18 protein-coding genes are annotated in these 21,008 nt (G+C 70.9%); 5 read left to right on the top strand and 13 right to left on the bottom strand.

All coding sequences use genetic code 11. From position 1 onward, the window contains the following. Positions 1–7: 7 nt before the first annotated feature. Positions 8–985: an LLM class flavin-dependent oxidoreductase gene (locus ACFCZF_RS16075; RefSeq protein WP_376672170.1), complete on the bottom strand. Its 978-nt coding sequence runs from the start codon at positions 983–985 to the stop codon at positions 8–10. A gap of 64 nt (positions 986–1,049) precedes the next feature. Here ACFCZF_RS16075 and ACFCZF_RS16070 point away from each other — a divergent pair, with 64 nt between their 5' ends. Both ACFCZF_RS16070 and ACFCZF_RS16065 read left to right on the top strand, forming a co-directional pair. Next, entirely contained in the window at positions 1,050–1,322 is a 273-nt protein-coding gene (locus ACFCZF_RS16070; RefSeq protein WP_376672169.1) for a helix-turn-helix transcriptional regulator, read from the top strand. Further along, entirely contained in the window at positions 1,319–1,786 is a 468-nt protein-coding gene (locus ACFCZF_RS16065; RefSeq protein ID WP_376672168.1) for a hypothetical protein, read from the top strand. Before ACFCZF_RS16070 ends, ACFCZF_RS16065 begins: the two co-directional genes overlap by 4 nt. A 100-nt stretch (positions 1,787–1,886) precedes the next feature. Here the strand turns inward: ACFCZF_RS16065 and ACFCZF_RS16060 are convergent, their stop codons facing one another. Continuing rightward, positions 1,887–2,066: a hypothetical protein gene (locus ACFCZF_RS16060; RefSeq protein WP_375925592.1), complete on the bottom strand. Its 180-nt coding sequence runs from the start codon at positions 2,064–2,066 to the stop codon at positions 1,887–1,889. A 197-nt stretch (positions 2,067–2,263) separates the two neighbouring features. On the opposite strand from ACFCZF_RS16060, the gene ACFCZF_RS16055 reads away from it, so the two are divergent. Next, positions 2,264–3,586 (top strand): M16 family metallopeptidase, encoded by a 1,323-nt coding sequence (locus ACFCZF_RS16055; protein ID WP_376672167.1) that lies wholly within the window; start codon positions 2,264–2,266, stop codon positions 3,584–3,586. Positions 3,587–3,597: 11 nt separating this feature from the next. Then, positions 3,598–4,920, top strand: a complete 1,323-nt coding sequence (locus tag ACFCZF_RS16050) for a M16 family metallopeptidase (protein ID WP_376672166.1) — start codon at positions 3,598–3,600, stop codon at positions 4,918–4,920. 310 nt (positions 4,921–5,230) lie between these two features. Here ACFCZF_RS16050 and ACFCZF_RS16045 read toward each other — a convergent pair whose 3' ends face one another. The 11 genes from ACFCZF_RS16045 to ACFCZF_RS15995 form a co-directional block, all read right to left on the bottom strand. Next, entirely contained in the window at positions 5,231–6,535 is a 1,305-nt protein-coding gene (locus ACFCZF_RS16045) for an ABC transporter permease (protein WP_376672165.1), read from the bottom strand. Further along, the gene (locus ACFCZF_RS16040; RefSeq protein ID WP_376672164.1) at positions 6,532–7,530 is read right to left on the bottom strand and encodes an ABC transporter ATP-binding protein; all 999 of its coding nucleotides are present in this window, start codon (positions 7,528–7,530) and stop codon (positions 6,532–6,534) included. The genes ACFCZF_RS16045 and ACFCZF_RS16040 overlap by 4 nt, the downstream gene beginning before the upstream one ends. Before the next feature lie 71 nt (positions 7,531–7,601). Next, complete coding sequence (locus ACFCZF_RS16035; RefSeq protein WP_376672163.1) at positions 7,602–8,402, bottom strand: class I SAM-dependent methyltransferase; 801 nt, start codon at positions 8,400–8,402, stop codon at positions 7,602–7,604. Between the two features lie 18 nt (positions 8,403–8,420). Continuing rightward, positions 8,421–9,080, bottom strand: coding sequence for a flavoprotein (locus ACFCZF_RS16030; protein WP_376672162.1), 660 nt, complete (start codon positions 9,078–9,080; stop codon positions 8,421–8,423). Next, positions 9,077–10,918 (bottom strand): ABC transporter ATP-binding protein, encoded by a 1,842-nt coding sequence (locus tag ACFCZF_RS16025; protein WP_376672161.1) that lies wholly within the window; start codon positions 10,916–10,918, stop codon positions 9,077–9,079. Before ACFCZF_RS16025 ends, ACFCZF_RS16030 begins: the two co-directional genes overlap by 4 nt. 62 nt (positions 10,919–10,980) lie before the next feature. Beyond that, on the bottom strand, positions 10,981–12,111 hold the full coding sequence (locus tag ACFCZF_RS16020; RefSeq protein WP_376672160.1) for a T3SS effector HopA1 family protein: 1,131 nt from the start codon (positions 12,109–12,111) through the stop codon (positions 10,981–10,983). Further along, the gene (gene lxmK, locus ACFCZF_RS16015) at positions 12,108–13,280 is read right to left on the bottom strand and encodes a class V lanthionine synthetase subunit LxmK (protein WP_376672159.1); all 1,173 of its coding nucleotides are present in this window, start codon (positions 13,278–13,280) and stop codon (positions 12,108–12,110) included. Before lxmK ends, ACFCZF_RS16020 begins: the two co-directional genes overlap by 4 nt. 933 nt (positions 13,281–14,213) lie before the next feature. After that, a complete protein-coding gene (locus ACFCZF_RS16010; protein WP_376672158.1) occupies positions 14,214–16,595 on the bottom strand; it encodes a glycoside hydrolase family 3 N-terminal domain-containing protein in 2,382 nt (793 codons plus the stop codon). Then, positions 16,592–17,410 (bottom strand): carbohydrate ABC transporter permease, encoded by an 819-nt coding sequence (locus ACFCZF_RS16005; protein WP_376672157.1) that lies wholly within the window; start codon positions 17,408–17,410, stop codon positions 16,592–16,594. The genes ACFCZF_RS16010 and ACFCZF_RS16005 overlap by 4 nt, the downstream gene beginning before the upstream one ends. Next, complete coding sequence (locus tag ACFCZF_RS16000; RefSeq protein WP_376672156.1) at positions 17,407–18,363, bottom strand: carbohydrate ABC transporter permease; 957 nt, start codon at positions 18,361–18,363, stop codon at positions 17,407–17,409. Before ACFCZF_RS16000 ends, ACFCZF_RS16005 begins: the two co-directional genes overlap by 4 nt. A 10-nt stretch (positions 18,364–18,373) precedes the next feature. Beyond that, the gene (locus ACFCZF_RS15995; protein ID WP_376672155.1) at positions 18,374–19,678 is read right to left on the bottom strand and encodes an ABC transporter substrate-binding protein; all 1,305 of its coding nucleotides are present in this window, start codon (positions 19,676–19,678) and stop codon (positions 18,374–18,376) included. A 137-nt stretch (positions 19,679–19,815) separates the two neighbouring features. Here ACFCZF_RS15995 and ACFCZF_RS15990 point away from each other — a divergent pair, with 137 nt between their 5' ends. After that, a complete protein-coding gene (locus ACFCZF_RS15990) occupies positions 19,816–20,871 on the top strand; it encodes a LacI family DNA-binding transcriptional regulator (protein WP_376672154.1) in 1,056 nt (351 codons plus the stop codon). Positions 20,872–21,008: the final 137 nt, after the last annotated feature.

The raw sequence follows: 21,008 nt of genomic DNA, 5'->3' as shown, positions 1-21,008 counted from the left end.
GGACGGCTCAGCCACCGTGCCGCCGCCGGACCGCCTCGATGATCTCCGCGACGTCCCGGAACGCCGCGTCTTGGCCCTCGGTGAAGAGCACCCCGCCGCAGTTGAGGACCACCTCGTCCACCCCGGCGTCCCGGTACTCGTCCAGCCGGGCGGCGATGTGGTCCGCCGAGCCGAACACATAGGTGCCGCTGTCCACCAGGGAGACGGCACCGGCCCTCGGGTCGGCGGGATCGGCCGGTACACCGGCCCGGCGCAGCATGTCCGTGTAGTGGTCGGCGGCCAGGTGCCCGGCGGCGGCCGTGTGCGCGAGGACGTACGGGTCCCGTCCGCCGCGCTCCACCGCGACATGGACGACGGTCGCGACACGGCAGCGGGCGTCCCTGTCCTTGGCCCCTTCCTCCAGGGCGGGCAGCAGGGTGTCGGCGACGTATCCGGGCGGGGTCATCCAGGTGATGGCGACATCCGCGACGCCGCCCGCGGTGCGGGCCATGTTGGGGCGCAGCACGCCCACGCCGACCTCCACCCCGGGGTGGTCCATGGGGATCAGGCGTCCGCGCAGCGCGTGGTAGTCGCCCGCGTGGTCGACGATCTCCCCGTCGAGCAGGGAGCGGACCGTTCGCAGGTAGTCGGCGGCCATCGTGCGCGGGCTGGCATAGGGGCGTCCGTTGAGGCTGCGTACGAACGCCGGTGCGCCGACGCCGTATCCGGCCACCACCGTCCGGCCGGTCATCAGGGCCAGGGAGCGGGCCTGGAGGGCGGCCTCGTACGGATGGCGCAGCGGCATCAGGGTGACGCCGGTGCCCACGGGGACGCGTATCCCGGCGCCCGCGAGATGGGCGAACGCCTGGTGGGTCTCGACCTTGAGCGACTGGCCCGTCCACAACCGGCGCGCGCCGGTGTCCCGCACCAGTTCGGCGTAGGGCCGCAGGGCGTCGGGGGTGTCGGGCATGTTCGGCACGAGCATGCTCGGGAGCACAGCGGTCACAGGTAGGCCCTCCCTTCTGTAGCGGTTTCTTGACGACCTGTTGTGTTACTACTACATTTCTCACATGAGCCCAGTGAGTCATCGCGAGGGAATGCCGATCTACAACCAGCTGAGAGTGCTGCGCGCCGAGCGCGGTCTCAGCAGGGTCGCGCTGGCGGAACTGGTGGAAGTGCATCCGCAGACCATCGGCGCCATCGAGCGGGGCGACTACTTCCCGAGTCTCGATCTGGCGTTCCGCTTCAGCGACGTGTTCGAACTTCCGGTCGAGGCGATCTTCAGTCGTCAGCCCTTCGTCCCGCTCTCCGCCCAGGTGTACAAGAAGGAGGAACGCTCGTGAGCCGGGAAGGTTCTGACGTGACGGCGGGCCCGGTCCGCAGCCCCATGCGCCCCGTGGCACTCTCGCTGTGCGCGCTGAGCGCCGCCATGGTGGTGCTGTCACTCGTCTCGGACGGCAACGCGTTCTCCGACTCGTGGTGGCTCGTGGGCTTCGTCCTCTGGCTGCTGCTGTGGGGCGTACTGCGTTCGATGACCCGCGGTGTGGCCGAGCGGCCGGTGGCGGGACTGGACGAACGCGAACGCGGACTGCGCGACCGGGTCTCCTTCATCGGATACCAGTGCGCGATCGCCTCGGGCATGGCCGTCGTCCTGCTCATGGTCGTCTTCCAGAACGAGCCCGGGATGATCGAGCGGATGCCCGGGCTGCTGACCACGCTGATGCTGACGTCATCGGCGCTGCCCTCCATCATCCTGGGGTTGTCGGACACCGGCGTCGAGGACGCCGAGGCCGGTGCGGACGAGTGATCCGACCGCCGGAAACCGGCGACCGGCTATCGTGCGACAGGGCGGGTGCCCACCGATTGCGGCGGTGGGCACCCGCCCTGTTCTCAACGGGTCACGCGGTTCAGCAGGAGTGGTCGAAGGTGTTGTCGACCGACACCGCCGAGACGGCGGACGCGGCGGAGATGCAGGCCTGCGACGAGGTGGTGATGGTGATGGTGGCGCCCGGGGCCTCGACCGCCGGAACGATCTCGTCGGCGGCGGCGTAGGTGGAGTAGCCGCTGATGAGGGACTGGGTGTTCATGATGACTCCCGTTGGGTGTGAGCGGAATCGAATGGCGGCCGGATCGGCGATTTACGCAATCGCGTTCTCCGGCCGTGGCTGAACCATTTCCCGGCCGGTGCCGCGATGGCAATGGAGTTGGCCGCATGCGGACACTGGCCGCAATCGGTCAACGTCTCGCGTTGAGTGGGCACTTGACCCGGCCTATGCTCGCCCGGATGATCCGAACTCAGCTGCGCCGCCTGGTATTGGACAATGGATTGCGGGTACTGCTGGCACCGAATCCCGTGGGCGCCTCGGTCGGCGTCGCGGTGCACTACGGCGTCGGTTTCCGGACCGAACCCGAGGGGCGTACGGGCCTCGCGCACCTCTTCGAGCACCTCGTGTTCCAAGGCGGTTACGGTGCCGCACCCGAGGGATACCTGCCCCGGGTACAGCGCGCCGGCGGCTTCGGTGACGCCAGGACCCGCCAGGACGTGACGGTCTACTACGCCGCCGCCCCGGCCTCCGCACTCGAAATGCTGCTCGCGCTCGAAGCGGACCGAATGCGCTCACCTCGTATTTCCGCGCCGACCCTGCGCACACAGACCGCGGTGATCGACGAGGAGATACGCCTCATGGTCCGCAATCGTCCGTACGGCGCATTCCCCTGGGTACTGCCGCGCGTCCTGCACTCCCGCGCGGAGAACATCAGGGACGGGTACGGCGAAACCGCCGACCTGGCGGCCTTCGACGTCCCGCTGTGCGAGCGGTTCTTCGCCGACCACTACGGTCCCGGCAATGCCGTGCTGACACTGACCGGAGCGTTCGACCCGGGGACGGCGGAGCGTCTCGTACGCGGGCACTTCGAGGCGCTGCCGGCGCGTCCGCCGGTGGCCGCGCCCGACACGCACGAGCCGTTGCCGGACCGGGAGCGGCGGCTGACGGTCACCGACCCGCACGCCGGTCCGCCCGCCGTGGCGGTGGGCTACCGGCTGCCGGACCCGGTGACCGAGCGCGCCGACTATCTCTCCCACCTGGTCCTGGCCGCACTGCTCGGGCAGGGCAGGCAGGCCCTGCTGCGTCGCGGGCCGGCCGCCGCGGCGGAGGTGTCGAGCCTCTCGGTGGGCTGCGGACTGTTCGGGCTGCCGCTGGACACGACGGGGCCCGATCTGCTGACCCTGTTCGCGGTGCACGAGAACGAGCACGGCGCGGAGGACGTCCTGGCCGCGCTGGACGGCACGCTGGAGGCGCTGGCCGAGGACGAGGTAGAGGCCGGCCTGCTTCGTGCCACGACCGCCCGCTGGGCCGCCGGGGCGCTGCGCGAGCTCGGTGACCCGGGCACCCGGGCCCAGTTGCTCGGCCTGCGCGAAGCGCTGTTCGGCGAGGCCGAGTTGACGTCGGCGCTGCCGGAGCTGGTACGGACCGGGGTGAGCGGCGAACAGGTGAGCCGCGCCGCCGCCCGGCTCGCCTCCTCGCACCGGGCGGTGGTGCGCTTCGTGCCTGCGGGGGCCGCACCGCAGGGCACCGCGCGTGCCGCGCGGGAGAAGGCGGCGGCATGACGGAGGGCGCGGTGACCAGTCTGGACAGTCCCCTTCGTCACGCCCCGGACGCGCGACTGCCGCTGCCCGACGCCGACATCGTCCTCGGCAACGGGCTGCGGGTGGTGGTCTGTTCGGCTCCCGTTGTTCCCCTCGTCGAGATCAGGCTCACCGTCCCGTACGCCGCGACGGAACCCGATGAGGTGACGCGGTGCCAACTGCTGGCCGCCGTCCTGCTGCGAGGCACCGCGCACCGGGACGCGGACGGCTACGACGCGGCACTCGCGGCGCACGGCGCGTCCCTGAACGCCGCCGCCGACGCACACAGGCTCACGGTCGCGGGGCACGCCATGGCGGAGGCCCTGCCCGCCGTACTCGCCCTGCTGGCCGAGACCGTCCGCGAACCGAGGTTGACCCAGGACGTCGTCCTCCCCGAACGCGAGGCACTGGCCCGCCGGGTACGCCTGGCCGCCCACCAGCCGGCGGCCCTCGCACAGCACGCGCTGCTCCGGCGGCGGTACGGCGAGGAGGCCGCCGCCCGTCGGCAGCCGGCGCCCGAACAGGCCGCCGCCTGCACACCGGACGACCTGGCCGAGTCACACGCGCGGCACCTGGGCGCGCGGGGCGCGGTGCTCGTGCTGGTCGGAGACGTGCGGCCGGAGGAAGCCGTCGCCGCGGTCGCGGACGCGTTCGGGTCGTGGGAGGCCGGGCCGACGGGCGAGGTGCCCGAGACGCCGTCGTGGTTTCCCGGCGGGCCGCTGCGCGGGGTGGAGCGACCGGGCGCCGTCCAGAGCGTGATCCGGCTGGCCGCCCCCGCGCTGCCCCGCACGGACCCGGGTTACCCGGCCCTGCATCTGGCGCAGTTGGTCTTCGGCGGGTCCTTCGCCTCCCGGCTGGTCACGCGCCTGCGGGAGGAGAAGGGGTACGCCTACCAGCTCGGGTCGGGCGTGGAGTCGGTGCCGGGCGCCTCCACGCTGATGGTCGAGGCCGACACCGCCGCCGAGCACACGGTGCCGGCCCTCGCGGTGATCAAGGCGGAGCTGGAGCACATGGCGGCCGAGCCGCCGTCGGCACGGGAGGTCGACGCCGCCCGGAGTTACGCGGCGGGCTCCACGGCGACCGCGATGTCGTCGCCGGGCGCGCTGGCGTCCGGCCTGGCGAACCTGCTGCACGTCGGCGTCGGTTCCGACTGGCTGCACCACTGGGGGCCGCTGCTGGCGGGCGTGCCGTACGACGCGGTCGTCGAGGCGGCTCGCCGGTTCTTCCGGCCCGAGGGTTTCACGGGTGTGGTCGTCGCCGACGAGGCGGCGGTGGCGCCGCTGCGCCTGGGCGCCACCGGCGAACTCGTCTTCTGACGGCTCGAAGGGGCTGTGCCGCCGAGTGGTTCGAACTCGGCGGCACAGCCCCTTTCGCGTCGTGAGCGGATCGGGCGGGTCAGCCCCGGCTCTTCCTGATCCCCGCGATCACGGCGACCAGAAGGGCGATGCCGATGGCGATCCAGAGGGCGGTGCTCATGAGGGACTCCTCGTTGGTCGGGCGGCCCGGCGGGCCAGGTGGTGGTGAGTTGTGTTCCGGACAGGGATGGGGGCGGGCGGAGGGGAGCGGGCGGAGGGGAGCGGGCGGAGGGGGACGGATGAAGGGGGACGGTTGACGGGGGGCGGCTTCCTAACGCAGCCGCAGCGCCTCGGCGAGCGGGACCCTGGAGCCGCTGCGCAGCACGCTGTTGGCGTACATCCGTCCGGCGATCCGGGTCATCCCGGCCAGAGCGGCGACCGCCAGCACCAGGGAGAGGGCGATCTGCCAGACGGGAGCGATGCCGAGCAGGATGCGGGCCGGCATCAGGATCGGGCTGAGCGGCGGCACGAGCGACAGCCACTCGATCAGCGGGTCGTGGGCGTCCTTGCTCAGCAGGGCTATGCCCAGCACGAACGGTGTGGTGATGAGCAGCATCACCGGTTGGACCACGCCCTGGAGGTCCTCCTGCCGTGAGACCCGCGCGGCCGCCGCGGCCAGCATGGCGGCGAAGAGGAAGAAGCCGAGGAGGAACCAGACGCCCAGCGTCACCAGCGTCCCGCCCACGGCGGACGGCAGGGTGACGGCCCCGGTCCCCTGGGCGAGCGCCACCGCCGCGCCGCCGAGCAGCACGAGCTGGGTCAGGCCGGCCACGGCCACGCCGATCAGTTTCCCGGCGAGGAGTTGCCAGGGGCGGATGGTGGACAGGAGCAACTCCACGACGCGGCTGGTCTTCTCCTCCACCACGCCCTGTGCGAGCACGATCCCGTAGAAGACGAAGAAGAAGTACAGCAGGCCGGTGGAGGCGAGGATCAGCGCGAACTGCTCGGCGGCGCTGTTCTCCGAGGGCTCCAGCGCGGCGACCCGCACGGTGGACGATGCCACGCGTTCCCTGAACTCGGCGGGGTCCACGCCCGCGCGTTCCAGTTCCCTGGAGGTGCGCTCCTCGGCGGCCGCGGCCCGCACCACGGCGAGCAGTTCCTCGTCCGCCTCGTGCTCCACGGAGAGCGTGAGCTGCCCGTCGGCGCTGCCGATCACGGCGGAGAGTTCCCCGTCGCGCAGGATCCGGTCGGTGCGGTCGCCGTCGACGGTGACGAACTCGAAGTCGCCCGTCTTCTCGGCCATCGCGGCGAGCGCCGGGCGCAGTGCCGAGGCCTCCCGCTCGACGCCGACCCTGGCCGGGCCGTCCTCGGAGACGATGATGATCAGGGCGTAGACGCCGAGTCCGAGCAACAGGCCCAGGGTGCTCAGGACGAAGGACTTCGTCCGCATCCTGCTGCTGATCTCCCGCCGTGCGACCAGGCCGACCGCTCGGCGGGCCGACAGCGCGCCGGGGCCGGGCCGCGGGCCCTCGGTGTCCCGGTCCGGAGCGCCGGCCCGCTCTCCGTCCGGTGCGTCCTGGCCGCCCGGCGCGTCCTGGCCGCCCGCTCCGCCCGGCGCTCGTGCCACCGTGCTCATCGCTCCCCGCCTCCGGCCCGGTTGTCCGGCGTTCGTCCGACGGTCGTCTTCGGGCCCGCGCCGGCCGTCACTCCGGCGTCCTCCTCGGGCTCGCCGGTTCTGGTGACCAGGTCGCGGTACAGCTCGGTCAGCGGCGGATGCTCGGACACGAAGGCGGAGACCGGCCCGGTGGCCAGCGCGGCGTGCAGCACCCGCTGGTCGTCCGCGCCCTTCGCCAGGCGGAGCCACGTACGGGTGCCCTCGCGGCTCACGACCTCCACGCCCGCCAGCCCCTCCGCCCAGTCCTCGCCCGCCTGCGGGGCGTCGACCAGCAGTCGGCGGTCGGCGTTCTCGCTCAGCTCCCGGACCGTCCCGCAGGCGATGAGCCGGCCGCCGCCGACGATGCCCACCCGGTCGCAGACGCGCTCGACGAGCGACAGCTGATGGCTGGAGAACATGACGGGCACCCCGTCGGCCGCCCGCTCCGCGAGCACGTCGCGCATGACGTCCACCGCCACCGGATCGAGGCCGGAGAACGGTTCGTCGAGCACCAGCGCCTTCGGTCCGTGGACCAGCGCCGCGGCCAGCTGGACTCGCTGCTGGTTGCCGAGGCTGAGGTTCTGGACCTCCTCCGAGGCGTACGGGGAGAGCTCCAGCCGCTCGATCCACCGGCTCGCGGCAGTCCGCGCGGCGGCCGGCGACAGGCCGTGCAACTCGCCCAGATATCGCAGCTGTTCGGCGACTTTCATCCGCGGATAGAGTCCGCGCTCCTCGGGCATGTAGCCGAACCGCCTGCGGTCGGCGAAGCCGACCGGACGGCCGAGCCACCGGACCTCGCCCGCGTCGGGCGTGAGGACTCCGAGGACGATCCGCATCGTGGTGGTCTTGCCGGCCCCGTTGCTTCCCACGAAGCCGAACAACTCACCGGCGCGGATGTCGAAGGTCATGTCGTCCACGGCCCGGCGTCTGCCGTAACTCTTCCGCACGCCATCGACCTCCAGCGCCGGCACGGCCATGTCACACACCTCCCGATGCAATGCGTTAACTGACTGGAGTATTGCGTTAACACAACAGTCCGTCAAGTTGGTCAGACGCTTTGGCGCTCCACCACATAGACGTGCTTCTCCGACTGATCCGTGACGGGACCGCGGTCCCAGTCGGCCCAGCGGCCGGTCACTCGCAGGCCGGCGAGCCGGGCCATCACGTCGAACTCGGCGGGCCAGGCGTACCGGCTGACCTCCGGCACCTTCCGCAGCCGACCGGAGCCCATGACCGTGTGGACGACCAGTACGGACTGGAGCGACTGGTTCACCTGGATCGTGTCCAGCAGCAGCGCGTCCGGAGCCAGGTGCCCGACCCTGGTCGTCGCCTCGGTGAGCCGGTGGTAGACCTGCGGGTTGTACGTCTCGAAGACCGCCGCCCCGCCGTCCGCGAGCGCGTCGTGGATGCCGCGCAGGCAGCTGATCTGCTGCTCCTGGGTGGGCAGCATGAAGAAGGTGTTGAGCGCGGTGAGGACGAGGTCGTACCGCTCCTCGACGGCCAGCGCGGCGAAGTCGCCCACCGCGGTGGTGACTTCGCCCGTCGGGTCGTTCTCATGGAGTTTCGCCAGCATCGCGGGGGACGCGTCCACGCCGTGCACCCGGTAGCCGTGTGCGGCCAGCGGGATCGCCAGGCGGCCGGTGCCGACGCCCAGTTCGAGCAGCGAGGCGGGGGCGGGGCGCAGCTCCTGGAGGAAGGCGACCATGGAGTCGACGGCGGGTCCCGACGCGGGGTAGAGCGAGTCGTAGATGTCCGCCAGCGACTCCCCGTAGGCGCTGCTGTCGCTGCTGGCGCTGCTGTTGTCGGACCTCGGCCGCTGCCGGGTCTGCCGGGGTGTTTCCGTGGTCATGGTTGCCTCCGTGAGGTGTCAGACGGGTGCGTGTTCCTGCTCGGGCCCGGCGTGGCCCTCGGGCCCGGCGTGGCCGCCGAGGTCGGGTGCCTCCAGTTCCGCCCGCAGCCCGTCGGCCGCGGCCAGCACTTCGGGGAAGGACGCGGGCGCCCACGCCTCGCGCTTCCCGCTGGTCGTACTGCGGCCGGGATGCGGTGGTACGACGACCACGTTGCGGCGCGCGCGGAGCCGGGCGGTGTGTTCCGCGTACGCCACGCTCTCCGCGCCACCGGGTGGCAGCGCGGGTGCCAGCGCGATCGCGGCCCGCGTGCACTGGAGTGCGAGGACGGAGGGCGAGTCACCCAGTCCGGTGGCCAGCCTGGCCAGGTAGTTCAGCGTCGCCGGCAGCACCACGACCGCGTCGGGCCACTGGGCGAGGTCGACGTGCCGGGCCCTGGGCTCCGGCTCCTCGGGCCACCGGTCGGTCAGTACGTCGCAGCCGCCGATGGCGGTCAGCGCCTCCCGGGTGACGAACCTGGTGGCCGCGCCGGTCAGTACGTACCGGACCTCCGTACCGGGGTGGCCGGCCTTCAGCCAACTCGCCCAGAAGGGGAGATGGGCGGCGGTCACCGAGCCCGTCCCGATCACCAGCAGGCGGCGCGCCCCCACCGGCTCGACGGCGTTCGCCGCGCCGGTCACCGGGCCATCGCCCCGGCCACCGGTGCGGACGCGACCTGCCCGACGGACGGGGTGGCGGCGGAATCAGCGGGGCCGGTGCCGGCCGCCCGCCGCGCCGGGCCGCGCAGCGACTGTCCGTGCACCAGCTCCTGGTAGAGGGGGGAGCGCGTCAGCAGTTCCTCGTGCGTACCCCGGTCGACGATGCGGCCCTCGTCCACGACCACGATCAGATCGGCGTCCTGCACCGTGGAGATGCGGTGCGCCACCACGATCACGGCACGCTCGGCCGCGAGCGTGCGCATCAGCGCCCGCAGCCTCTCCTCGTTCTCGCTGTCGAGCTGGGAGGTCGGTTCGTCGAAGATGACGATGCGCGTGTCCCGCAGCAGGACGCGGGCGGCCGCGAGCCGCTGCCGCTGGCCTCCCGACAGGTCCTCGTCGCGGCCCAGCTCGGTGTCCAGGCCGTCCGGCAGCGCCTCCACGGCGCCGCGCAGGGCCAGCGCCTCAAGCGCTCGCCACAGCTCCGCGTCCGGGACCTTCTCGTCGTCCCGCCCGAGCTGGAGGTTCTGCCGCACCGTGCCCTCCACCAGGGTGAAGCTCTGGTCGACGTAACTGATCTCGCCGCGCAGTTGGTGCAGGGGCCACTGCTCGACCGGGCGCCCGCAGACGGAGATACGGCCCGACTCCGGCAGGAGGAAGCGCTCGGTGAGTGCGAGCAGCGTCGTCTTGCCCGCCCCGGACGGCCCGACGATGGCGGTGAGCCCCCGTGCGGGGGCCGCGAAGGCCGCCTCGTGGATGATGGTGCGCCCGCCGTCCGTGTAGGTGACCGCGTCGAACTCCACCGCGGGCGCCGTCGGTGACGGCTCGACCGGGGAGGTGGCCCCGGAGCTCTCGGGGGCGACGGTGAGCACGCTGTTGAGCCGTCCGCGCGCGGCCAGGCCGCTCTGCATCCGGGCCACACCCGAGACGAGCATGGTCAACGGCGCGACGAGCTGCAGCAGATAGACGATGAAGGCGGCGAACTCGCCGATGCCCAGGTCCCCGGAGGCGAGCCGGGCACCGCTGGTGACCATCACCGCGATGATCGAGAGCTGCTGGCCGAACTGCATGGTGGGTCCGACCAGGGCGGTCATCCGCGCGACCGATACGGCGGCCCTGCGCGCGTCCTCGACGCTGTGGCCCAGCGTGGACGCCACCTGGCGTTCGGCGCGGAACGCCTTGACGGTGGGCAGGGACAGTACGGCCGCCGTCATCTGCTGCGACATGGTCCCGATGGCGTTCTGCTGGCGTTCCACACCGCCGCGGATCGACCGTACGCACAGGAAGATGCCGGCACCGGCGAGCGTGAAGGTGGCGAGCACGACGAGCAGCAGGACCCAGTCCAGCACGCCCATGGCGATCAGGGTGCCCACGGCCAGGAAGAGGGAGGACGGTATCTGCGCCACTCCGACGTCCACCACGGAACGCAGCTGCGTGCTGTCGGAGTTGGCGCGGGCGACCAGGTTGCCGGCCCCTTCGCGGCGCACCCTGCGCAGCGGCAGGGTCAGGATGTGCGAGACGATGCGGAACCGGGCCTCGGAGACCAGGCCCTCACCGGCACGGGCGAGCAGGTAGGAGGAGAGCGCCGACGCCAGCCCCGCGCCCACCGCGAGGCCCGCCATCATGAGCAGCGGGCCGACGGGGCGTTCGTCCTCCGCGAGCGTCATCACCAGGTCGCGGACCTGGAGCGGGAGGACGAGGGTGGCGGCGGCGGACAGGAGACTCAGCACCACCGCGGCGGCGACGGTGGCCTTGCGGCCTTTCAGGAGCTGTGTGAAGACCCGCAGTTCGTCGGTGCCGTCCGGGCTTGGTTCTCTGGCCATGGTGAGGGCCTTCCTGCAGTGTGCGGTCGGGTCGGGCCACCGTCGTTCGCACGGCCGACGGTTCAGGTCGCGGCACCCTGCGCGGCCGGTGACGCGTCGCCGGGGGCCGGGACGGGGGTGACCGGGGCGGGGCCGGCAGGAACGGGGTCGGCAGGGACGGGGGTGGCCGGGTCACCGGCCGGCGTGGACGTGGACCGGAGGGCCGTGTGCCAGGGCCAGAGGCCCGAGTCGAGGTTCCGGGCGGGGTCGGTGGGGTCGACGTTCGCCGCGACGCACGCCGCCGCCAGCTCGGCGGCCGTCGGACGCTCGCGGTGCTGCTGCGCCGCTGCCACGAACGCCCGCGCGACGACGTGCGCCCGGTGTTCGCCGAAACTCAGTCCGCGCATGCCCGTACGGTCGTCCTTCGGCTCCCACGCAGCCGTCACGCCGGGCGCGACGACGTGGGCGAACGCGGGTGCGGGCCCCTCCGGCAGGCCGATGGCCAGGGCACTTTCGGTCACCGCGTCGACCGCGTCCCAGGAACCGGAGCCCAGATAGACGACCATGCCGTCGTTGCGCGGCAGGCTCGACGGATTGGAGATGATCTTCGCGCGATACGTCACGGAGCGGCTCTCCAGGGCGCTCAGTACACCGTGCCACAGCTCGGGCGCCGCGTCGGCGTCCGCGACCCGCAGATAGAGCCGCAGCAGGTCGCCGCCGCCGCTGGTGCGGCCCGTACCGCTGTCCACGAGGAAGAAGCCGGGCGAGACGAGCGGGCGGGCCGCCGGGAGGTTCAGCAGCACCACCGGGCGCCCGGCATCGCCCGCCGTACGCCCGGTCTCCCGGAGCGTCACCGAGTCCGGGACGCCCACGCGCAGGCCGTCGATCTCCACGACCCGCCGGCCGGCGGCCGACCGACGCTCGGTGAGGAGCCCCGCGGCGACCGTCTCCGGGTGCGGGGTGGCCTTCGCCAGCCGGGCCTCGTAGTCCGGCGCGCGCAGCGTTCCGGGCGCCTCGCGGTCCTTGACGCCGCGCCCGGTGTGCAGCACCTCGTAGAGGGTGCGGGCGAGCGCGAAGCGCATCGCCGACGCGGACTCGGCGGTCACCTCGTCGTCCCGTACCCAGGCCGTTCTGCCGTCCGGCGCGATCCGCACGTCCGCCAGCGCGAGGCGCAGCCCGGACGCGAGCACGGTCTCTTCGGTGCGCGTGGTCATGAAGCCTCCCCGAGTCCGACCGTGGAGACGAAGCTCCGCGGGTCGAGTAGCGCGGTCCTGCCGATGCCCGCCGCCGCCCGGACGATGGCCGACAGTCGGCCGTTCTCCCTGGTCGAGGCGATCAGCCGGTCGATCAGATGCCATCCGGCGTAGGACGTGGCACGCACCACGAGCCCGTCGTCGTCGGGGCCGCCGCCCTCGCGGTAGCCGCGGTGGAACGCGGAGACCAGCGGCAGCACTTGGGCCAGCTCCTCGCTGCCGCGCGCCACGACCTCCTCATGGGTGAGGACGGCCGAGAACGCGTCGTCCGTCTCCTGCGCGGGGATCCTCAGCACCGCACGATGCAGCCATTCGCCGACGTACGCCCCGACGTCGCGCGCCGGGTCACCGAGCCGGAACTCCTCCCAGTCGTTGACGTAGAACTCGCTGTCCGTGAGCAGGAACTGATCCAGCCGCAGGTCGCCGTGGACGGGGACGCGGGCGACTTCCGCCTCGGTCGCCCGCAGCCGCTCCAGTCGCTCGAGCAGCGCGGAGTCGCGCTGCAACAGCCCCCATGCCTGGACGAAGGCGCCGGTGGCGTGGACGTACATCTCCAGCGGCAGTGATCGCAGGTCGTCGACCGGCGGGAACGGATGGGGATCCGGTGCGGGGAAGTCCTCGTCCCGGAAAGGGAGTCGGTGCAGAGCGGCCAGTGTCCGGCCGGCCTGCGCCGACATGGACTCGGTGAACTCCTTCTCCGCGGCGAGCTCGCTGCCGGACCTGATGTCGTCCAGCATCCGGAACACCAGCAGCCGCCGCTCCTCGTCTCCCCCGAGGAATTCGGGGCGGGGGAAGGGCCGGACGCCGCCGTTCGCGAGGCGCTCGAACGCCACGATCCTCCGGTAACGCTTCAGGGATTCCTCGGGGCTCCCTTTGAGCCGTTTCACGAATACCGAATCGCCGGTGTCCGTGATGCCGGACCAGTTCTCGTTCCGACCGGGATAGGAATAGACCTCCGAGGCACTCAGTGAACCCAACCGGAGCTGTCCCAGAAGTTGTTCGACCGATGCACCCACGGGACTGTCGACAGCCGACGCGGAAGGCCGGCCCTGCGGGTATGTGATCTTTTCGCCTGCCACAGACGCTTTGTATCGTGGGGCGACGCCGCCGGACAACGAAGTGACCGGCATCGGCCATCGCCGGCGAGGGCGCACCGGTCGCCGTACAGGACGACCGGCGGCGGTGCGGCGGGCGGCGACGGGTGACGGTCTCCTCCGCGAACCGTCACCCGCCGCCTTCTCCGCCCTTTCCGGCGTCCTTGCTCAGATTATTCTTCGGCGCACGGCCCACACCACTGCTTCTATCGGTGTTTCCACGTCCACACGGTCACATATAGACCGTAATTTGCGTCTCAGCGTGCGGTCGCTCATCTCCATTCTGCGGGCGACCTGCGACATGGTGCAGCCCTGGGAGACGAGTTGCAGGATTCTCATGTGATCGTTTCCTAGTTCGAGGTGGGGGTCTCTTAAGGAAATACTACGATTCACCTATCAACCTCATGGTCGTCCGACGGTGGGGCGCCGGATTCCGATGTACCAAAACATTGAGGGAAGAGGCTGGTTCGCGGCCGATTCAGAGATGCTCCGAATGCCGGACAGGGAGATTGGATCAACGATCCTGTCGGTCAGCCGCCCGACGAGCCGGAGGGGTCATGACGTTCTGATCCACCTTGCCCAGCATGAACTTCCCCCTTGACTGAGACCTCGTGAACTGCGCGGGGCCCGCGGCGGCCACACCTGGAGGGTGAGCGATGAAGCGGCGGTCAATCCGCGGCACCGGGCGCGCCGTCAGTATATGAACCATCAGATCCGCTTGATCAAGTCTTTACCAGTGTGATCGGCGTCACATCGCGATTGTTTGGGCGGAATCTGAGGTTCCGAATGTGTCGGCCAAGCTCTCCGAGGCCTACTATTCAGCGCCGGGCTTCTCGCCATCAACGAACGACACACCCGGCTTTCCCGTCGCCCATTCACCCGAATAGCAAGACGAATTCCCAACGTAAAGCAGCGAGCGGTGCTCCCGGCACTGTCACCGGGTGCACCGCTCGTGGCACTGCGGGCGGATCAGTTGTCGGCGGTGTTTCCCTGACCGAATACGGCGTGCAGTCGCCGCGTGTGGTCGACATGGCGTGCCGGGCCGGTGAGGGTGACCGTCGCCGTCAGGAGCGGGGCGGTGCTGGACGCCGCGAACCGCAGCTCCAGATCGCCCGGCTCGACGAGGCGGCGGCCGTCGCGGCCGGTGAAGGAGGCGAGGTCGGCCGGGACCGTGACGCGCACCCCGCGGGCCTCGCCGGGGGCCAACCGCACCCGTGTGTAGCCGATGAGGCGCTGAACCGGCTGGACCACGGAGGCGACCGGGTCGTGCAGGTAGAGCTGGACGACCTCGGTGCCGTGCCGTTCGCCGGTGTTGCGGACGGTGAACGCCAACGAGAACTCGCCGTCGGTGGCCGCCTCCTTGGTGTACGTCACGAGGTCGCTCCAGGCGAACGTGGTGTACGTGAGGCCGTGCCCGAACCCGAAGGCGGGCGTCGGGTCGATGTTGGACACCTCGCTGGCCTGGGCGAGCCGCGCTCCGAGATAGGTGGTCGGCTGCGCACCCGCACCGCGCGGCACGCTGACCGGCAGCCTGCCGGAGGGGCTGGTCCGCCCGCTGAGCACCCCGGCGATGGCGGCGGTGCCCTCCGCGCCGGGGAAGAACGACTGCACGATGGCGGCGGACTCCTCCACGGCCCGGCCCAGCGCGTAAGGGCGTCCCGCGAGCAGTACCGTCACGACGGGTTTGCGGGTGTCGATCAGTGCGTCGAGGAGTTGCTGCTGGGCGCCGGGCAGCGCCAGCGACTCGGCGTCGCAGCCCTCCCCGCTGGTGCCGCGGCCGAAGAGACCGGCGCGGTCGCCCAGGACGGCGACGACGACATCGGCGTCCCGGGCCGCCCGGACGGCCTCGGGGATCCCGAAGGCGTCGCCGTCGTCGACGCCCGTGCCGCGTACGACCGTGAACTCGGCCTCGGGGAACTCGGCGGCCAAAGTGTCGCGCAGGGTGGGCAGTTCGATGCCGACCGGGGTCTCGGGGTGGTGCACGCCGATGTGCTGGGGAAAGGAGTAGCAGCCCAGTACGGCGGTGGCCTCGTCGGCGTTGGGTCCGACCAGGGCGATGCGGCGCGGCCTCTCCAGCGGCAGGGTGCCGTCGTTGCTCAGCAGCACGACCGCTTCCTCGGCGACCGTGCGGGCCAGCTCGCGGTTGGCGGGACCGTCCAGGTCGATCCTGCCGCGCAGGGCGTCCGGGTCGTCCAGGTCGGCGCCGTCGAGCGCGGGCGGCACGGGGTTCCAGTCCGGGTCGAGCAGCCCCAGCATCGCCTTCTGGATGAGTACCCGGCGCAGGGCGCGGTCGATCACCTTCTCCGGTACGCGGCCGGCGGTGACGGCCTCCGCCAGGGGCGCGCCGAACGTCTTGACGGTGGGCAGTTCGACGTCGACGCCCGCCCGCAGCGCGGCGCCGGCGGCGCCGGCCCAGTCGGCGGCGATGCCGTGCAGCGTCTTGAGGAAGGCGATACCGAAGTAGTCGGCGACGACGGTGCCCTCGAAGCCCCACGTGTCGCGCAGCAGCCCGGTCAGCAGGTCCTCGTCGGCCGCGGCGGGCACACCGTCGATGTCCGTGTAGGCGTGCATCACCGACCGTGCGCCGCCCTCGCGGATCGCCATCTCGAAGGGTGGCAGCAGGACGTCGGCGCGCTCACGCGGACCCACGGAAGAGGGCGCGAGGTTGCGTCCGGCGCGGGAGGCCGAGTAGCCGACGAAGTGCTTGAGGGTGGCGACGATCCCCGCGCCCTCGAGTCCGCGTACATAGGCGGCGCCGATGGTGCCCACGAGGTACGGGTCCTCGCCGATGGTCTCCTCGACCCGGCCCCAACGGGCGTCGCGCACCACGTCCAGGACGGGCGCGAGGCCCTGGTGGACACCGACGGACCGCATGTCGCGGCCGATGGCGGCGGCCATGCGGTGGATCAGGTCCGGGTCGAAGGTGGCGCCCCAGGACAGCGGGACGGGGTAGGCGGTCGCGCCCCAGGCGGCGAAGCCGGCCAGGCACTCCTCGTGCGCGACGGCGGGAATGCCGAAGCGGTTCCTGGAGGCGATGCGGGCCTGGGTGCGCGACAGGGAGAGCGCACCGAGTGCCGGGTCGACGGGAAGGGTGCCGAACGGCCGGGTCAGTTGCCCCAGTCCGGTGGGCAGGAGTGCGTCGAGGTCGACGGCCTCCTCCATGTCGTGCTGATGGGGGGCCACGTCGCCGCCCTCGTCGGACGCGCCGACCCACACGCCGTACAGCTGGGCGATCTTCTCCTCCAGGGTCATCGCGTCGATGAGCGCGGACACCCTGGCGGTGACGGAGTGGGCGGGGTCGTTCCAGAGGGGGACTTCGGGGGTGGTCTCAACGGCCACGTCGGCGATCACTTTCCTCCGACGCCCATCAGACCCTGGACCAGGGCGCGACGGGCGAACAGGTAGACGAGCAGGATGGGCACCATGGACAGCACCACGGCTCCCAGCAGACCGGGGATGTCGATGCCGTGCGCGGTCTGGAAGTTGTACAGACCCAGGGTGACCACCTTGGTGGAGTCGGACTGGGTCAGGACGAGCGGGAACAGGAAGCCGTTCCACGCCTGGAGCGCCGAGAACACCACGATCGTGGACACTCCGCCGCGGGACAGCGGCATGACGAGCTGGAAGAACATGCGCCGGGGGCTCGCGCCGTCCATCGCCATGGCCTCGTACAGCTCCGTGGAGATGTCCCGCATCGCGCCGCTGAGGATCAGCGCCGACATCGGCAGACAGAACGCGGCCGTGGGCAGGATGACGCCGAGCAGGTTGTCGTACAGCCCGGCTTCGCTGATCAGGTAGAACATCGGCACGATCACGGCCTGGGCCGGGATGGCGAGGCCGAGCAGGAACAGCCGGAAGATCGCCGACGTGGCCCTGCCCCGGCTGCGGACGATCGCGTAGGCGAGCGGCGGGACCAGCAGCAGCACGATGCCGATCACGCTGGCGGTGACGATCAGCGTGTTGAGGAAGTACTGGCCGAAGCCCGAGTCGAAGGCACCGGTGAAGTTGTCCAGCGTGAAGCTGTCCGGGATGGAGACCGGGCCGTTCTCGGCGTAGTCCTGGCGGGTGCGCAGGGTCGCGGCGAGCATCACGTACAGCGGCAGGCCGACCAGGAGCAGCCAGACGAGCGAGCCGGCGCCGGCCAGGTAGTTCGGTCGGCGCCTCATGACACACCCTCCGCGGAACCGCGCATCTTGTCGTAGCCGGAGACCCGGACGACGATCAGCGAGATGATCGTGGCCGCGACGACCAGGGCCAGGGCGATCGCGGAGCCGGTGCCGTAGTCGAAGCTCTTGAACGCCTTGTCGTACATGTAGTAGGCGCTGATGGTGGTGTCGGTGCCGGGGCCGCCCTGGGTCAGGATGAGGACCGTCTCGAACGTGGTCAGACCGCCGACGATCATCAGGATCATCGAAGTGATCATGGAGGTGCGCAGCTGCGGCAGGGTGATGTGGAAGAACTGCCGGTAGCGGCCCGCCCCGTCGATCTCCGCCGCCTGGTACAGCACCGGTGGGATCGCGCGGGCGGCGCCCTGGTAGATCAGGGTGTGGAACGGGGTGAACTGCCAGGTGCTCACGAACGCCAGCACCCCGATGGCGGTGGCCTGTTCACCGAACAGGTTGCCGTCGCCGAACAGCCAGGCGGCGTCGGCCGGGATGCCGAAGTTCGGGTCGAGCAGCGCCCGCCACAGCACGGACACGGCCGTCGCGGACAGCAGCAGCGGGATGAAGTAGATGACCGACAGCACGGCGCGGTTGCGCTGGTGACCGGCGGCCCAGACGCCGAGCAGGATGCTCAGCGGGGTCTGTAGGACCACGCCGAGCGCGGTCAGCAGCAGGGTCAGCCAGATGCTCTTGAGCATGACCGGGTCGTCGATGAGGCGCGACCAGTTGTCCGTGCCGACGAACTCGGGCGGGCTGATCCCGTCCCAGCTCATGAAGGACAGCACCGCCACCATGATCAGCGGGACGATCGCGAAGAGGGCGAAGAACACTGCGGCGGGCAGCGCCCAGGCGAAGCCGGGGCGGCCTACCTTCGTTGCGGACGAGGCGGGCGGCCGCCGCCGGGACTCCTTGCGGGGTCCGGCGGCGGGCCGGGCGCTCGTGATCTGTGTGGTCATGAGCCCTTCGTCACTCGGTCGGGAGGGCCTGCATGGCCTTGATGAAGCCGTCCGTGTCGAGCTGTCCGTTGAAGAACTGCTGGACGGCCTTGTGCATGTCCGAGCTCGCCTTCTGCGGGTACGCCTGGTCCCAGGACAGCTGGAACGACGGGGCGTCCGCGACCAGGTCGTACTGGAAGCGCGAGTACTCGGGGGTGCCCGAGGTGTCGATGAACTTGTCGGTGTTGGTCGTGGTCGGCAGGTTGCCGATGTCCAGCTGCGCCTTGACGAACTCGTCGGAGTACATGAGCTTCAGGAACTCGGCGACGGCCTCGGGGTGCTTGGTCTTCTTCATCACCGAGTAGTAGTTGTTGGTGTTGCCGGCGACGTTGCCGGGGTCGCCCTTGCCGCCCGCGACGGCCGGAAAGGCGGTGTAGCCGAGTTCCTTCTCGGCGAACTCCTTGTGGTCCGTCAGCTGTTGGGAGTAGTACCAGGAGCCCATCAGCTCGAAGCCGGCCTTGCCCGAGGCCACCAGCTGGACCGAGCCGCCGTTGGTGTACTTGACGGAGTCGTAGTTCTTGCCGAAGGCGCCGGTGTCGACGAGCTCCTTGATCATGTCCAGGGCCTTCTTGCTGTCCGCGCTCTCCCAGGCGCTCTTGTCGCCCCCGACGGCCTTCGCGAACAGCTCCGGACCGGCTATGCGGTCGTAGAGGTACTGGAACCACATCTGGGTGGGCCAGACGTCGCCGCCGCCGAGCGCGATCGGAGTGACGCCCTCGTCCTTGAGCTTGTCCACCGCGTCGAGCAGCTCGTCCCAGGTCTTCGGCGGCTGGACGCCCGCCTCCTGGAGGACCTTCTTGTTGTGGAAGAGCAGGACCGGTTGGGTGCCGCGCATCGGTATGCCGTACGGCTTGCCGTCGACGACGGCGCTGTCGAAGACGGACGGCAGGAACTTCTTCTTCAGGTCCGGGTCCTTCTTGATGAAGTCGTCGAGCGGCAGCAGCAGGTCGGCCTTGACGAACGGCTTGATGCTGCCGCCGCCCCAGTTGAAGAAGACGTCCGGAGCCTGGGGGGTGTTGATGATCGTCTGGAGCTTCGTCTGGTAGTCGGCACCGGGAATGGTGTCGAGGACCGCCTTGACGTCGGACGTCTTGTTGAAGGTGTCGACGATCTGCTGCTCGACCTTGTTGCTGGCGTCCCCGTAGACCAGGACATGGATCTTGCCGTCGTCCGACGAGGCCCCGCCGCTCCCGTCGCCGCAGGCCGACAGGCTCAGCGCCAGGGCGAGCGTCGCGCCGGTGGCGACCAGTCTGGGCAAGCGCGCACGTGTCTTCATCGTTCGCCTTTCGAAAGTTTCGGCACCATCACCGAAAGTCCATGCTGTCGGACAGTAAAGTCAGACGGGATTTCCGGTCAATGGCCGTGCGGGTGCCGACTCAAAACGTTATCGATCGCATCACCTACCCTGCCTGTATGCACGGTGAAGTTGAGTTGGGCGCCAGGGTGACCCTTGCCGAGGTGGCGAAAGAAGCGGGGGTATCTCTTTCGACAGTTTCGAAGGTCGTCAACGGTCGTTCGGATGTCTCCGGCGCCACCCGGGTCAGGGTCGAGCGGCTTCTGGAGGTCCACGGCTACCGTCGCCGGAACTCGAACCCACCGCGCTCCCCGCTCGTCGAACTCGTCTTCCACGAGTTGGACAGCGTCTGGGCGATGGAACTGGTCCGGGGCGTGGAGAACGTCGCCAAGGCCAACCGGGCGACCGTGGTGCTCACCAGGAGCGGCACCCGGCACGCACCCGACCCGGGCTGGGTCGAGGGTGTGCTCCGACGCAGGCCACTGGGTGTCGTGCTGGTCTTCTCGTCGCTCCCCGCCGAGACGAAACACCGGCTCAGGTCGCGGGACATCCCCTTCGTCATCGTCGACCCGGCCGGCGACCCCGATCCCGACGTACCGTCCGTGGGCTCCGCCAACTGGGCCGGTGGGCTCGCGGCGACGCGCCATCTCACCGACCACGGACACGAACGCGTCGCGGTCATCACCGGGCCCGGGGACATGCTGTGCTCACTGGCCCGTCTCGACGGGTACCGCTCGGCGATGACCATGGCGGGTCTGACGGTCGACCCGCGTCTCGTTCGGTTCGGCGACTTCCAGGTGCGGGGCGGCTTCGAGCACGCCATGGACCTGCTGGGCGCTCCCCACCGGCCGACGGCGGTCTTCGCGGGCAGCGACCTCCAGGCACTCGGCGTCCTGGAGGCGGCCCGGATCACGGGGCTGAGCGTGCCGGAGGACCTCTCGGTGGTCGGCTACGACGACGTACCGCCGGCCCAGTGGTCGAGCCCGCCGCTGACCACGGTCCACCAGCCGCTGCGCCACATGGCCGCGGAGGCGGCCCGCATGCTCTTCCGCCCGGACGACCCCGGCAGGGCCGCCCAGCGCATAGAACTGGCGACCCATCTCGTCGTACGGCAGAGCACTGCGCGACGACGGCAGCGCGGAATCCCGGCGGAGACCGTCAGCGCGGACGCGTGACGAGGACCTGCCGGTCGCGGGCGGTGGAGGGCTCGTCCAGCACGCTCACGCGGTACCTCGTCGTACGCCACGGCCGGGCCGTGCGCGTCGGGGGCCGGGCGGGCCGAACGCCGGCCTCTGGTCGACGGTGCGGGCGG

Origin of the sequence: Streptomyces sp. NPDC056296, from assembly GCF_042268605.1 — a bacterium.
Taxonomy (GTDB): domain Bacteria; phylum Actinomycetota; class Actinomycetes; order Streptomycetales; family Streptomycetaceae; genus Streptomyces.
This window is presented reverse-complemented; position numbering and strand designations above follow the sequence as displayed.

What these genes read in the sequence shown, in the direction of transcription:
- ACFCZF_RS16070 (WP_376672169.1), top strand. Translation starts at nt 1,050, where the DNA reads ATGAGCCCAGTGAGTCATCGCGAGGGAATGCCGATCTACAACCAGCTG.
- ACFCZF_RS16060 (WP_375925592.1), bottom strand. Translation starts at nt 2,066, where the DNA reads ATGAACACCCAGTCCCTCATCAGCGGCTACTCCACCTACGCCGCCGCC.
- ACFCZF_RS16055 (WP_376672167.1), top strand. Translation starts at nt 2,264, where the DNA reads ATGATCCGAACTCAGCTGCGCCGCCTGGTATTGGACAATGGATTGCGG.
- ACFCZF_RS16045 (WP_376672165.1), bottom strand. Translation starts at nt 6,535, where the DNA reads ATGAGCACGGTGGCACGAGCGCCGGGCGGAGCGGGCGGCCAGGACGCG.
- ACFCZF_RS16040 (WP_376672164.1), bottom strand. Translation starts at nt 7,530, where the DNA reads ATGGCCGTGCCGGCGCTGGAGGTCGATGGCGTGCGGAAGAGTTACGGC.
- ACFCZF_RS16035 (WP_376672163.1), bottom strand. Translation starts at nt 8,402, where the DNA reads ATGACCACGGAAACACCCCGGCAGACCCGGCAGCGGCCGAGGTCCGAC.
- ACFCZF_RS16025 (WP_376672161.1), bottom strand. Translation starts at nt 10,918, where the DNA reads ATGGCCAGAGAACCAAGCCCGGACGGCACCGACGAACTGCGGGTCTTC.
- ACFCZF_RS16020 (WP_376672160.1), bottom strand. Translation starts at nt 12,111, where the DNA reads ATGACCACGCGCACCGAAGAGACCGTGCTCGCGTCCGGGCTGCGCCTC.
- lxmK (WP_376672159.1), bottom strand. Translation starts at nt 13,280, where the DNA reads ATGCCGGTCACTTCGTTGTCCGGCGGCGTCGCCCCACGATACAAAGCG.
- ACFCZF_RS16005 (WP_376672157.1), bottom strand. Translation starts at nt 17,410, where the DNA reads ATGAGGCGCCGACCGAACTACCTGGCCGGCGCCGGCTCGCTCGTCTGG.
- ACFCZF_RS16000 (WP_376672156.1), bottom strand. Translation starts at nt 18,363, where the DNA reads ATGACCACACAGATCACGAGCGCCCGGCCCGCCGCCGGACCCCGCAAG.
- ACFCZF_RS15995 (WP_376672155.1), bottom strand. Translation starts at nt 19,678, where the DNA reads ATGAAGACACGTGCGCGCTTGCCCAGACTGGTCGCCACCGGCGCGACG.
- ACFCZF_RS15990 (WP_376672154.1), top strand. Translation starts at nt 19,816, where the DNA reads ATGCACGGTGAAGTTGAGTTGGGCGCCAGGGTGACCCTTGCCGAGGTG.